This is a genomic window from Lysinibacillus sp. FSL W7-1291 (assembly GCF_038593415.1).
Taxonomy (GTDB): domain Bacteria; phylum Bacillota; class Bacilli; order Bacillales_A; family Planococcaceae; genus Lysinibacillus; species Lysinibacillus fusiformis_D.
Genome location: NZ_CP151994.1, coordinates 3,395,594 through 3,408,984, shown reverse-complemented (window position 1 = coordinate 3,408,984; position 13,391 = coordinate 3,395,594). Strand labels below are relative to the sequence as shown.

The 13,391-nt window shown below is 37.9% G+C and carries 12 protein-coding genes; 11 read left to right on the top strand and 1 reads right to left on the bottom strand.

Features of this window, described 5'->3' with window-relative positions; translation table 11 throughout:
• Nucleotides 1-391 precede the first annotated feature (391 nt).
• The 5 genes from NST76_RS16410 (at nucleotide 392) to NST76_RS16390 (ending at nucleotide 5,309) form a co-directional block, all read left to right on the top strand.
• Nucleotides 392-1,396: a nuclease-related domain-containing protein gene (locus tag NST76_RS16410; RefSeq protein ID WP_101966543.1), complete on the top strand. Its 1,005-nt coding sequence runs from the start codon at nucleotides 392-394 to the stop codon at nucleotides 1,394-1,396.
• Between the two features lie 3 nt (nucleotides 1,397-1,399).
• Nucleotides 1,400-2,332, top strand: coding sequence for a diacylglycerol kinase family protein (locus tag NST76_RS16405; protein ID WP_036118802.1), 933 nt, complete (start codon nucleotides 1,400-1,402; stop codon nucleotides 2,330-2,332).
• A gap of 95 nt (nucleotides 2,333-2,427) precedes the next feature.
• Nucleotides 2,428-3,078, top strand: coding sequence for a tRNA (guanosine(46)-N7)-methyltransferase TrmB (trmB, locus tag NST76_RS16400; RefSeq protein ID WP_058845062.1), 651 nt, complete (start codon nucleotides 2,428-2,430; stop codon nucleotides 3,076-3,078).
• 11 nt (nucleotides 3,079-3,089) lie between these two features.
• Nucleotides 3,090-3,953 carry an MBL fold metallo-hydrolase gene (locus tag NST76_RS16395; RefSeq protein ID WP_036118806.1) on the top strand — a complete coding sequence of 288 codons (864 nt, stop codon included), beginning with the start codon at nucleotides 3,090-3,092 and terminating at the stop codon, nucleotides 3,951-3,953.
• A 129-nt stretch (nucleotides 3,954-4,082) separates the two neighbouring features.
• Nucleotides 4,083-5,309 carry a hypothetical protein gene (locus NST76_RS16390; RefSeq protein ID WP_036118808.1) on the top strand — a complete coding sequence of 409 codons (1,227 nt, stop codon included), beginning with the start codon at nucleotides 4,083-4,085 and terminating at the stop codon, nucleotides 5,307-5,309.
• A 53-nt stretch (nucleotides 5,310-5,362) separates the two neighbouring features.
• Here NST76_RS16390 and NST76_RS16385 read toward each other — a convergent pair whose 3' ends face one another.
• A complete protein-coding gene (locus NST76_RS16385; RefSeq protein ID WP_036118810.1) occupies nucleotides 5,363-5,677 on the bottom strand; it encodes a peptidase M4 in 315 nt (104 codons plus the stop codon).
• A gap of 165 nt (nucleotides 5,678-5,842) precedes the next feature.
• On the opposite strand from NST76_RS16385, the gene NST76_RS16380 reads away from it, so the two are divergent.
• From NST76_RS16380 to NST76_RS16355, 6 genes are all read left to right on the top strand, one after another.
• Nucleotides 5,843-6,919, top strand: coding sequence for a M42 family metallopeptidase (locus NST76_RS16380; protein ID WP_342544153.1), 1,077 nt, complete (start codon nucleotides 5,843-5,845; stop codon nucleotides 6,917-6,919).
• Nucleotides 6,920-6,978: 59 nt separating this feature from the next.
• Nucleotides 6,979-7,500, top strand: coding sequence for a DUF84 family protein (locus NST76_RS16375; RefSeq protein ID WP_036118814.1), 522 nt, complete (start codon nucleotides 6,979-6,981; stop codon nucleotides 7,498-7,500).
• Nucleotides 7,501-7,594: 94 nt separating this feature from the next.
• Nucleotides 7,595-8,113 carry a hypothetical protein gene (locus NST76_RS16370; RefSeq protein ID WP_036118816.1) on the top strand — a complete coding sequence of 173 codons (519 nt, stop codon included), beginning with the start codon at nucleotides 7,595-7,597 and terminating at the stop codon, nucleotides 8,111-8,113.
• A gap of 70 nt (nucleotides 8,114-8,183) precedes the next feature.
• Nucleotides 8,184-9,008: a DUF1444 domain-containing protein gene (locus NST76_RS16365; protein WP_036118818.1), complete on the top strand. Its 825-nt coding sequence runs from the start codon at nucleotides 8,184-8,186 to the stop codon at nucleotides 9,006-9,008.
• A complete protein-coding gene (gene ytpR / locus NST76_RS16360) occupies nucleotides 9,005-9,619 on the top strand; it encodes a YtpR family tRNA-binding protein (protein ID WP_036118820.1) in 615 nt (204 codons plus the stop codon). The genes NST76_RS16365 and ytpR overlap by 4 nt, the downstream gene beginning before the upstream one ends.
• A 261-nt stretch (nucleotides 9,620-9,880) precedes the next feature.
• Complete coding sequence (locus NST76_RS16355; protein ID WP_342544152.1) at nucleotides 9,881-13,165, top strand: DNA translocase FtsK; 3,285 nt, start codon at nucleotides 9,881-9,883, stop codon at nucleotides 13,163-13,165.
• Nucleotides 13,166-13,391: the final 226 nt, after the last annotated feature.

Here is a 13,391-nt window from a genome sequence, read left to right as displayed (position 1 = left end):
AAAGAATAATTTTACAGATTGAAATTCGTAGAACAAATGTCGATGTAATGTATACAATTGCCTCTTTTTCTACTAAAGCAATCGTAATCCATGATGTCTCGGTGTAATAGTGTCTAAATTTTTTTCAAGCCTGCAAGTAAGAAGTTAACCTCAAGTCATCCTGTTGTGTGAGCAGTTAATTATCTTCTCTTAAAGGTTGTAACATTCGTCGGGGAATTCGGGACAACATGGAGTAGATCACGTCGTCATTGCTTCAGGGCATGATGCTTTTTGACAGTGTTCTCCCTATTTCAGCGAGCGTTTGAACACACGCTTTTAGTACAAAAAACAATTGCTGAATCAAGATAAAAAGAAATATAGATATGGTGAGTAAGAATGGAGTGACCTTTACATGGCACAATTGGTGAAATTACAAGATTATATTTCACGCTATCAAATTGATTTAGCGAGATATCCAACTCAATTTGTGCGCTTAAAGAAAAGTCAGTGGGAGCGCATTAAGCGTCAGTGGGAATTGGGAGAGGATATAAGCGAATGGCAACATGACGACAATGAGGCAGAAACAAATGCCTTCGAAGAAAAGGAACGGTTTTCCTTCTTCAAAAAAATCTTTGCTGGCCGCCAAAAGGAAGCAACTGAGGATGTTGAAAAACTAGAAATATCCAACGAGCTTGTCAGTGATGAAGATACCATTCCAGAAGAAGAAACGACGCTCACATTTGAACCTAAAATTGTGTTTGCACCACAATCCATCCATGAGCTGAAACGAATGTTTATCGATCAATTTTTCCATTTTCAAATGAAATGGGCTAGTTCAACATTACGTGAAAAATCATATGTAGATCCTCGTTTCATGCGTGACTCTTTACTACGTACATTATTGCAAACGTTACCAGATAACTATTTGTTGTTTTATTATCCTATTCTACAAATAAGAAAAGCCCCTATTGAGCTTGATGTAGTACTCATGTCACCAACAGAATGTATTTGTATTACGGTGTTAGAAGCTGAAAATCAAGCTGTCTATGTAGGTGGGAGTGATCGCTTCTGGATGAAGAAAGTGGGAACTAAGGACGTTAAAGTACTGAATCCAACAATTAATTTAGGGCGGATGGAATCGGTGCTATCGCAATTATTTAAACAAGAGAATATAGATATGCCTATCCGTAAAGTTGTGCTAACTCGGAATGGTTATTTTGATTATCCTGGTGCACCATTTGGGATTCGCTTTGTTGATCGTCGAAATTACCACGAATGGATAGAGCAGTTGAGAAAAGTTTCCTCTCCTATGAAGCATATGCAAATACGGGCTGCTCAAACAATTTTAAATACTGTCCAAACAACCTCCTTTAATCGAGACATTTGGCAGCAAGCGCCACAACCAACAAAGGACTGATATATGCAGGTATTATTTATTGTCAATGAGGCAGCAGGAAATGGGAAAGGCAAGAGGGTTTGGCTTCAGCTGCAACAGCAACTAACGATCACCTATCAAGTAGCTTTTACGGAATATGAAGGACATGGGAAGGAAATAGCCAAACAATGGGCTCAGCAACAGCAAGAACACATGTTACTTGTCGTTGTTGGTGGTGATGGCACCATCCATGAGGTAGTTAGTGGTGTTGTACATAATAAATACGTCATTATAGGTGTCGTTCGAGCAGGCTCTGGCAATGATTTTGCCCGCTTTTTCCCAAGCTTTCAACATGCGAGGCAAATAGAGGCCTATATAAGGAACACTATGGCCAATACACAGATGGATGCAGGAATTATTCAGCTCGGTGATAAATGGAATGAAATTTTCGTTAATAATGCGGGTATAGGCTTCGATGCCTATGTGACAAAATCAATTAATACATCTCGTCTTAAATTTTATCTCAATAAAATTGGGTTAGGAAAGCTTTCCTATGCTGTAGCTGTTATGAGAGGGTTATTTCGCTTTAAGCGTTTTGATGTAACGATTCGTTCAGGTGAACAAGAATGGCAATTCCAGCAGGCATGGTTTGTAGCGATGAGTAATCAGCCTTATTTCGGGGGAGGCATGAAAATATCACCAGCTGCAAAAGCAGATGATGGCCTTGTGGATATAACGATTGTCCATGGAATATCACGTATCAAATTATTACTTGTTTTTATCACTGTTTTTTTTGAAAAGCATACAAAATTTAAGGAAATTACTTTTTTACAGGGCCAACACTTTGATATGAGTGTACGCGCTCATCAGGTTGATTGTCATACGGATGGCAATTACGTGGGCGTTGTGAATCAAGGGATCCCTATACACTGTACAGTACAGCAAAATGCATGGCAGGTTATTGCTAAAGATGCCTAAAAATATCATTGTGCAATAATTTCATGCGAATTGTAGGGGAATACGTTATACTATAAAACATCAATAACTTCACAAGAAAGAAATGAGGAACAACATTGAGATTAAGAAATAAGCCTTGGGCAGAGGAAATGATTACAGATCACCCAGAGGTGATTATTCCAAATCCTGAAGACTTTAAAGGAAAGTGGCAGTCTGTTTTCGGAAATGACAATCCTATCCATATTGAAGTAGGTTCTGGAAAAGGGCAATTTGTTACAGGTATGGCTTTGCAAAACCCAACGATTAATTATATTGGCATTGAGCTTTATGATAGTGTGATTGTTTGTGCACTAGAAAAAGTGCTAGAGGCAAAATCTCCAGCGAATTTACGCTTACTAAAAGTAAATGGCGCAGATTTATATAAATTCTTTGATAAAAATGATGTATCACGTGTATACCTGAATTTCTCAGATCCTTGGCCAAAAACACGTCATGCAAAAAGACGTTTAACGCACGAGGGTTTTTTGAAATTATATGAGTCGATTTTAGTGGATAATGGGGAAGTCCATTTTAAAACGGATAACCGTGGTCTGTTCGAGTATTCTTTAATCAGTATGTCTGAATATGGTATGTTACTAAAGTATGTATCTCTCGACCTACATGCAAATATGCCAGAGGATAATGTGATGACGGAATATGAGGAGAAATTTTCTGCGAAAGGGCAGCCGATTTATCGCTTAGAATCACAATTTATCACTAAATTGTAGGGGGAATATGGATGGATCAGTTACAGTTTCACAAAATGTCATTAACATGGCTTAACGGGGGTGTTACGTGCCTAGATGGCGGGGCAATGTTTGGTGTTGTACCGAAGCCGCTTTGGTCACGTAAATATCCAGTCAATGAAAAAAATCAAATTGAATTACCAACAGAACCCATCCTCATTCAATATGAGGGCAAAAACTACCTGATTGATACAGGAGTTGGTTTTAATAAATTAAACGAAAAACAATTACGAAACTTTGGTGTAACCGAGGAATCCTCATTAACGGAAAGCTTACAGGAACTGGGATTAACAACAGCGGATATTGATGCAGTGTTAATGACTCATTTACATTTTGATCATGCTGGTGGCTTAACACAATGGGAAGAGGATGTACTTGTACCAACTTTTCCGAATGCCAAAATTTTTGTTACGAAAATTGAATGGGATGAAATGCGTAATCCTAATATCCGCTCTAAAAATACGTATTGGAAAGAGAATTGGGAGCCAGTGCAGCACTTAGTTGAAACCTATGAAGATACGTTGGAAGTGGTACCAGGGATCGAAATGATTCATACAGGTGGACATAGTGAGGGACATGCCGTTATTAAGCTAACGCAAAATGGTGAAGTATTATTGCATATGGCGGATATTATGCCAACACATGCTCACCAGAATCCATTATGGGTATTAGCGTATGATGATTACCCAATGACAAGTGTATTTGCCAAAGAGCGACTTATAAAAGAGGCGCTTACTAATAGCTATAGCTTTATTTTCTATCACGATGCATATTACCGTATGATTAAATGGGATGAAACGGGCAAAGAAATTGTCAATAAGCTTGAGCGTAGTAGACAAGCTGTTATTACATTTTAATAGCGCCAGCAAAGGCCGAGGTAATTGACATATAAAATGTCAATTACCTCGCTTTTTTGTTCGTGAACAGGATAGAAAATATGATACACTTAACACGATACTAAAATACAAAAGAGAGTTGAAATAAACATGGCAACTGAACAACCATTTTTACCAGTTTTACTAGGATCAGATATGAATGCATATGGTATGGCACGCGCGTTTTATGAAGCATATGGTATTAAACCACTTGTCTTAGGACGTTCTCATTTAACAGCGACTCAAGATAGCCATATCCTACAATTTCAAGAAATAGACCGTTTAAATGAACAAGATGTTTTTGCACCTGCACTTGCAGAAGTTGCAAAAAAATATGCTGATAAAAAACTATTACTTTTAGCATGTGGAGACGATTATGCTAAGCTGATTATTAAAAATAAGCCAGCGTTACAAGAGCATTTTACTGTACCGTACATCGATGAATCGTTGATGGATGAAATTTTATTGAAAGAAAACTTCTATAAAATGTGTGATCAATATAATTTTAAATATCCAGGTACAACAACGGTGACAGCCGATAACTATGAAAACTTTACACCACCATTTGATTACCCTATTATTTTAAAAGCTTCAAACTCTGTAGAATATTGGGCATGTAAATTCCCAGGTAAGAAAAAAGTATTTGTTGCGCATGATGATGCGGAAAAAACGGCCATATTAAAAGCGATTTATAGCTCAACATATCAGGATACTATGATTATCCAAGAATTTATTCCTGGTGATGATTCTTATATGCGTGTGTTAAATGCTTACGTAGGGAAAGATGGAAAAGTAAAGCTGATGTGTCTAGGTAATCCTATTCTAGAAGAACATTCTCCTGAAGGAATCGGAAGTTATGCAGCCATCGTTACAACCTATGATAAAGAATTAATGGATCAAGTACGATTCTTCTTAGAGGATATCGGTTATACAGGCTTTGCAAATTTCGATATGAAATATGATATTCGAGACAAGCAGTATAAGCTATTTGAAATTAATTTACGTAATGGTCGCTCTAGCTACTATGTAACAGCCAGTGGTCATAATTTAATGAAGTATGTCGCTGATGACCATATGTTAAATATCGAGCAAGATGTCACATATGTGCAGGACAAACATTTATGGATGATTATCCCTAAGGGCGTATTATTCAAATATGCATCAAATGAAAAGCTTAAACTAGAAGCAAAAAAATTAATTAGTGAGGGCAAATATACAAACTCTCTTTACTTTAATGAGGATATGAATACGAAGCGTTGGGTGAAGTTAACGCTCAATAACTTGAATTATTATCGTAAGTATAAAAAGTACTTTAATAATAAAGGTTTATCCGAATAACAATAAGAAGCCATCTCATTCATTGGAGATGGCTTCTTATTGTCTATACATGATTAAACTTCTGTTAGTTCCACGACAACACCAGAGCGTGCGTCGGCAGCAAACTCGAAAGTCTGCATTTCCCCTTCATTCATACGAGAGATTCCTCCGCGATATACTGGGATAGTCATAATACCGTTTGTGAAATCTTCTGTTTTCATAAAAATCCAAGAACCGTCAATCGGTGCATCCTTTTTAAACTCTCTTTTTATGTTTTCAAGTACTTGTCCTGCAGGTACGAACGGAGAAACTTTTTCACTAGCTTCTTTAATAATGACTGCGGCAGCTAAGCCAGTTGCAACACCAATTAAAAAATCACGTAATTTCATACATCTTTCCTCCTTTTTCTATACCTATATTTTAGCATAGCCTATGGAGTGAATGCACGTTCACACTTTAACAGTTTTAGGAAATGTATCAATATTTCGAATTCGGAAATAAATGTGTTACAATAGGCAAGGAAGAATATTCTACTTCGTGGGGAGAGAGTCATCATGAATGAGGAAACATTACAATTATTTAAAACATTAACAGAACTACCAGGCGCTCCGGGGAATGAACATGCTGTACGTGCGTTCATGCGTTCTGAGTTAGAAAAGTACTCGGATGAAATCGTTCAAGATAATTTAGGGGGCATCTTTGGTGTTAAGCGCAGTGGGGTTGCTGACGCGCCGAAAGTGTTGGTTGCTGGACATATGGATGAAGTAGCATTTATGGTTACTTCTATTACAGATAATGGCATGATCCGTTTCCAAACATTAGGTGGCTGGTGGAACCAGGTTATGCTTGCACAGCGTGTAGAAGTTTATACAAAAAATGGCGCAATACCTGGCGTTGTTTCATCTATTCCACCGCATTTATTAACAGATGCAGAACGTGCTAAGCCGATGGATATAAAAAATATGCTTATCGATGTTGGCGCTGACAACAAAGAAGATGCAATGGGTATGGGTGTTCGTCCAGGACAATCTATCATTCCTATTTGTCCATTTACACCAATGGCCAATCCGAAAAAAATTATGGCTAAGGCTTGGGATAACCGTTATGGCTGTGGTCTAGCGATTGAGTTAATGAAAGAAGTACAAAATGAAAAACTAGGATCGCATTTATATTCAGGCGCAAATGTTATGGAGGAAGTAGGTTTACGTGGTGCTCAAGTATCAGCAAATATGATTAAACCAGATTTATTCTTCGCATTAGATGCTTCTCCTGCCAACGATACGTCAGGAGAAAAAAATCAATTTGGACAGCTTGGCAAAGGTACATTACTTCGTATTTTAGACCGCACAATGGTCACACATCGTGGTATGCGAGAATTTATTTTAGATACTGCCGAATCAAATCATATTCCTTACCAGTACTTTGTATCTCAGGGAGGAACTGACGCAGGGCGAGTACATACAGCAAATGATGGTGTTCCAAGCGCTGTTATTGGTGTTTGCTCACGCTATATTCACACGTCAGCGTCCATTATTCATATTGATGATTATACAGCTGCCAAGGCATTAATTGTTGAATTAGTGAAAAAAGCAGATCGTTCGACATTAGAGACAATTCGCGCTAATGTATAAGAAGTTAACAAGATGCCTTTTAGAGGCATCTTTTTCTATGGAAAGAAAGTGGGGATTAGATGAATATAGCCATTGGGACAATGAATAAAGCGAAGACAGAGGCAGTTGAAGTAATTGCTCGACAATATTTTGAAGATGCCATCTTTACGCATGTGAAAGCTGCTTCTGAAGTGTCAGATCAACCAATAAGTAATGAAGAAACGAGACTAGGGGCGATTAATCGTGCAAAAAACGCCATGAACACAACAGGTGCACAATTCGCATTTGGCTTAGAGGGTGGCGTAACTGAAATAGATGATGAAATGTATGTTTGTAATTGGGGTGCATTAACAGTTTCTGATGGAACAATTTTCACAGCTGCTGGTGCACAAATTATATTACCAAAAGAAATTGCCCAGGAAATAAGAGGTGGTGGAGAACTTGGCCCTATTATGGAGCAATACACAAAACGTCGAGATATTCGTCAAGGTGCAGGTGCTGTAGGTATTTTTACGCAAGGTTTAGTGAGTCGACAGATGATGTTTGAGCATATTGTATCACTATTGGTTGGTCAATATTTGTTCACATTTTCACAAAAATAGTTAAATAGAATTAGTATTCAGCATGCAGTTAGGTTGCATCTGATGAATAATTTTTTTAAAATAGAAAAAAGTTAGCAGAGAAAGGAAGAGGAACATGTCGTTTACCTGGCTAAAAACTATCGGCCTGATGCTTTTACTTCTGGTCCTTTCTGGCTGTAATCAATCGATTGATGACCAAATTGCGAATGGGCTCCAATTAACGGAGACGGTTTTTGCTGAAGAGCCAGAAGAACATACGGAGAAAATTGGAGATATCAAATTATACTTACCTTCAAACTTTAAAGTTGAAGACAGTTCAGATGCTTATAATATTGTGATTTCAAAAGGAAAAGAAAGCTATATTCTTTTTATTAATGATGAAGAAGCACAAGACAGTAAACTTTATTATAATCTTTTAAAAGAAAATGAAGCGGACAAAATTATCGAAGAGTTAACTTATGACAAGAATGGTCGTTTTGGCTTCACTGCGGTTCTAAAGACGGAAGATAAAAATGAGATGGAGCTCATTGTTAGTAGCGGCGGCGTGAAAATGACAACGATTTCTCAGACCAAACATATTGAAACTAATTTGCGTGAGATGACGAAAATTGTACATTCGGTTAAAATGAAGTAAATAGATTGGATTGAACAGACGGTTCACAAACATGTGAGCCGTTTCATTTTGAAGTCAGGATGTGAGAGAAATGAAGCAATTGAAATCAGAACAACTGATAGAGCTATTAAAAAAACGATTGAATGAAGAGAAATACGAATTTCATTTTGATAAAAAGCATGATAAATTACGATTGAATCATAAGACGATTGACAAAGGAATGGAGCTCTCATTACCTGGTATCTTAGCAAAATACAATGATAAGCAAGAGGCAGCGATTGAGGAAGTTGTCTATACGATTGAGCAGACTTTTAATGCGATGGAGCAAGAAAAAGAACAAGGCTTTCAAACGACTACACAAATTTATCCTATTATACGTGCGACTTCTTATCCCCAAGCATCTAAAGAAGGACATGCGTTTATTACAACTGAGCATACAGCGGAGACACGTATTTTTTATGCGCTCGATTTGGGTAAAACCTATCGTTTTATTGATGAATCCATGCTAGAAGCATTACAATTAACGGTAGAGCAAATTCGAGAAATGGCACGCTTTTCAGTAAAGCAATTACCAACCGCATATAAAAAAGATGAGGTAGCAGGTAATCTATTTTATTTTGTCAATGTGAATGATGGCTACGATGCTAGCCGTATTTTAAATGAGAGTTTTTTGACAGACATGCGAGCACTGGTGGAAGGCGATATGACATTGTCTGTGCCACATCAAGATGTGTTAATTATAGGTGATATTCGCAATGAAACAGGGTATGATGTATTAGCACAGATGACGATGCATTTCTTTACTGTCGGTATAGTACCGATCACATCATTATCTTTTATTTATGAAGATGGGGAACTAGAACCAATCTTTATTTTAGCCAAAAACAGAGTGAAAAAGGAGCAAGAAAAACAATGAACGTATTTTACAACAAAGAGCATGTAGGAGATGTCTTACTAGTTCAATTAGCAACTGAGTCTATTGTGAAAACAGTAGTAGAACGAGCTGGAGATATCGCTATTTTAAAAGAAGCACAAACAGGAGAAATAAAGGCGTTTAATTTATTTAATGCAAGCAGCTACATCCAAACAGATGCAAGAGGCTTAGTGGAAGTGACACCAGAACTAGTAGCACAACTAACTGCAGCCATCGAGAAAAATGGAGCTACAATCAACCTTGATGTTGACTTTTCTCCAAAATTTGTGGTGGGTTATGTGGAAACAAAGGACAAGCATCCGAACGCTGATAAATTAAGTATCTGTTCCGTAAATGTAGGCGATGAGACATTGCAAATTGTTTGTGGTGCTCCTAATGTAGAAGCAGGTCAGAAGGTAGTTGTTGCAAAAATTGGTGCAGTAATGCCTTCAGGTATGCTCATTAAAGCAGGAAATTTACGTGGTGTTGAGTCTTACGGCATGCTTTGCTCAGCTCGTGAATTAGCCATTCCTAACGCTCCTTCTGAAAAAGGAATTTTAGTATTACCGGGAGATGCCACTATTGGTAGTGCTTTTGAAACACCAACTAAATAGAAATGCCTTTATTTGAAAAGGAATTTATTAAAATGTAAATGTTTTATCATGATATTATTCCTTGTATCAAGGTGAAATGCCCTAAATCGTTATGTTACTAATATGCTAGTAGCGTAACGATTTTTTTGTTTAGAATGAGCCTCTAAATGCAAGTTTCAAGAGCGTTTTTATGGTATGCTTTTTGATATAGACATTGAGCTATTAATTATATGAATCAAGCCAATGCTATAAATGAAGTGTAAGAGAAATGAGTGAAACGAAGTGAACTGGTTTAAAAAACAAATTAGTAAATTTATAAATAAAGAAGATGAATATTACGAGTATGAAGAATATTATGATGGCTACGAAGAAGAGCAGACCGAGCAACTACATACGCAAAATGAAGTACCGATGGCTAAGCAGAAGACTTTCCGTTTTCCATTGATTGACGATGATGAAAGCGGGACATCCTACACACCACAAAAAGAAATGTTTGATCAAATGGGTAATGATGATTATGGACAGATTGGTGATTTATCTTTACCGAAGCATTTAAACCACCATATTGTTGACTCCAGTGTTTATGATGTGGAGGTTTCAGGGATTCGTGATTTATTAGCAAATCGTTCAAAACGCACTGGTCGAAAAACAACGATGAAAAGTCAGCCTGTAGAACAGCAATATCGTTCACGAGCAAGCTTAGTGTTTCGGGATGCACAACATGAGACAGTCAATGTTAAGTCTGCGTCTGCACCAGCATCTGTTTCGAAAGAGAAAAAGCAGTGGAAGGAACAAAAAGTTGAAAGCATTTTACCTGAGAATCGTAAACGCTTTGTGCCAACAGATGTACCTTCACCCGTCTATGGATTTGCAAAACCAAGTCCCATCAAAGAATTATTAGATAAAAGAAAAGAAGAATACGAGGAGCAAGAAACCTCGGTACATGATACCGAAATGGTGACGGTTACGAACTCTATAAAAGAAACGACAACAAATGAGGCTAATGAAAATATACTAGAAGAAAAAGAGCCGTCTAGCATAGATCAAATGGTTGAAGTAGAGCAGCATGAAATCATTGAACCTGATGAGCTACCTTTAGCAAATGAGCCTATTCATTTTGATGATGATGTATCGGTAGAGGCTAATGGTGAGCAGCAGAGTATGTCATCTAATATGGCTATACCTCAAACAACATCATTTGCCATGGCCTTTGAAGATCAAGTGAAGGAAGCTGTTCTGCAAGACCAAACAGTTCAACAACTTTCTGCCGATCAATCTGAAATTCACGTGAAAGAAATGATAGTAGAGCAAGTACAAATCGAAAATTCCACGATTCATATCGGAGAGGTAACAGTTGTACAGCCATCGAAGGATGACCCATTACTTGTTGACGACCAATCTGTTGATACGGTGCAGAAGGAAGAAACAAGTCGTATTCCTTTTAATGTCCTCATGTTAAAAACGGATAAAGAAAAATGGAGAATCCAACAGCAAATGAAAAAGGCACAGCCTATTCATGTTGAAAGTACTCAGAAAGCAATGGAAAACGAACCAGTGGATGTGGCGGTAGCCTATGAAGAGGAAGAATCATGTTCTCCAGACAGCGTTGTAATAATAGATCGTCCCCAACCTGCTGATTCACTAACAGAAGAGAATCTTGTTGAATCAATGACCGAGCATATGCCATTGCAAGATGAGTTAGCATCCCATCAATATGCCAAGGACGATACGAGAAATGCTACTACTCCACATAGCTCTGAAGACAATGTAGCAGTCATTACAATGACACCTGTGACAACAATGTCTGGTGTATTAACGCAAGAAAGAACAGAAATTGAAAAAGCCGCTATTGATGAAATTTCAGCTACTACTGAGCTAGAACGAGATTTAGAGCCAGAGCTAGAATCAGAACTAAAACGAGATTTAGAACCAGAGCTAGAATCAGAACTAGAACGAGGTTTAGAATCAGAACTAGAACCAGATTTAGAGCCAGAGCTAGAATCAGAACCAGAACCAGAACCAGAACTAACTACCAACACTGATGAAATTTCAGAAATTGTAGCGTATGGTCCTGTACAGTCTGTTGACAAGCAAGAGGAACCACCAGTATTTGAAGTGGAAGCACAGGAAGCTGAAAAACCTGCAAAGCCAGTTCATGTCTATCAAAAGCCTACAGATGAGTATTTAGAGCCACCAGAGGAGAAAACACAGGATACGGATTGGATGGAACAACAGGGAGATACATTGGTCGAGGCACTTTCTTATTTCCAGGTTTCCGCTCAAATTGAATCGATTATGCAGGGGCCAGCTGTTACGCAATTCGAAATAACGGTGAGCCATGGTACAAAGGTTAGTAAAATCCGAAACTTAGCCGATGATTTAAAACTGGCCTTAGCAGCAAAAGATATTCGTATTCAGGCACCAATCCCTGGAAAAAGTTCAATAGGTATTGAGATTCCAAACCGCGTATCTCGTGCTGTTCGCTTGTCAGAGGTGACAAATAGTGCTTCTTTCCTTGAATCGGATTCTCCATTAGAGGCAGCGTTAGGTCTTGATTTAACAGGAAAGCCTGTTACATTAGATTTGCGAAAAATGCCTCATGGCTTAATTGCTGGTGCAACGGGTTCGGGTAAATCTGTTTGTATTAATTCTATTTTGGTTAGTTTATTATATAAAGCTGCACCACATGAGTTAAAACTCATGCTGATCGACCCTAAAATGGTAGAGCTTGCACCATTTAACCATATTCCGCATTTAGTTAGCCCTGTTATTACAGATGTGAAGGCAGCAACGGCTGCACTGAAATGGGCAGTGGAGGAAATGGAGCGTCGCTATCAGCTATTTGCTCATGCAGGTGCACGTGATATTACACGTTATAATGCAATAGCAGATAAAAATAATGAGCATAGCTTGAAGCTACCCTATATTTTAATTGTCATTGATGAGTTAGCTGATTTAATGATGATGTCTCCCGCTGATGTAGAGGAGGCCATTTGTCGAATTGCTCAAAAGGCACGTGCTTGTGGTATTCATTTAATTGTTGCGACGCAAAGACCTTCTGTGGATGTTATTACAGGGTTAATCAAATCAAATATCCCTACACGTATTGCCTTTGCTGTTTCCTCACAAATTGATTCTCGTACCATTTTAGATGGGCAGGGAGCAGAAAGATTACTTGGGCGAGGGGATATGCTATATTTAGGTAATGGTATGTCAGCGCCAGTGCGACTACAGGGAACATTTGTGACAGATGATGAAATTGAAGCCATTATTGAGCATGTTCGTGAGCAGGGAGAGCCTGATTATATTTTCGATCAAGAGGAGTTATTGAAGAAAACAGAGGTGTCCGCAGAACAGGATGATCTGTTTGAAGATGTTTGCCGATTTGTCTATGAGCAAGGTGGTGCCTCAACCTCATTGATTCAACGAAAGTATCATATTGGCTATAATCGTGCTGCTCGTTTAATTGATATGTTAGAATCACATGGCTTTGTTTCGGAGGCAAGAGGAAGTAAGCCGCGTGAAAGTTACATTACAGAAGAAGATTTAATTACTATGTTTGAATAAGAATTGCATTGTTTTCGTCTAGATTATCTAATTTACGTCGATTTTAGTTTTTTTAGAAAAGTTACACATCTATCCTTATGCATAAAAAGTGCTATAATAGACAGGATGTGTTGAATAGTACGTATTTTTTAACACTTGTGAAGGTATTAATACCTAACGATTCGTGAAATAATACGTTACACCTAATAGATGATAGATGGGATATTGAAATTCCCGGGGGGTTTAA

Coding starts and splice junctions, on each gene's coding strand:
- NST76_RS16395 (WP_036118806.1), top strand. CDS start 3,090: ATGGATCAGTTACAGTTTCACAAAATGTCATTAACATGGCTTAACGGG.
- ytpR (WP_036118820.1), top strand. CDS start 9,005: ATGAACGTATTTTACAACAAAGAGCATGTAGGAGATGTCTTACTAGTT.
- NST76_RS16370 (WP_036118816.1), top strand. CDS start 7,595: ATGTCGTTTACCTGGCTAAAAACTATCGGCCTGATGCTTTTACTTCTG.
- NST76_RS16380 (WP_342544153.1), top strand. CDS start 5,843: ATGAATGAGGAAACATTACAATTATTTAAAACATTAACAGAACTACCA.
- NST76_RS16365 (WP_036118818.1), top strand. CDS start 8,184: ATGAAGCAATTGAAATCAGAACAACTGATAGAGCTATTAAAAAAACGA.
- NST76_RS16405 (WP_036118802.1), top strand. CDS start 1,400: ATGCAGGTATTATTTATTGTCAATGAGGCAGCAGGAAATGGGAAAGGC.
- NST76_RS16390 (WP_036118808.1), top strand. CDS start 4,083: ATGGCAACTGAACAACCATTTTTACCAGTTTTACTAGGATCAGATATG.
- NST76_RS16410 (WP_101966543.1), top strand. CDS start 392: ATGGCACAATTGGTGAAATTACAAGATTATATTTCACGCTATCAAATT.
- NST76_RS16375 (WP_036118814.1), top strand. CDS start 6,979: ATGAATATAGCCATTGGGACAATGAATAAAGCGAAGACAGAGGCAGTT.
- NST76_RS16385 (WP_036118810.1), bottom strand. CDS start 5,677: ATGAAATTACGTGATTTTTTAATTGGTGTTGCAACTGGCTTAGCTGCC.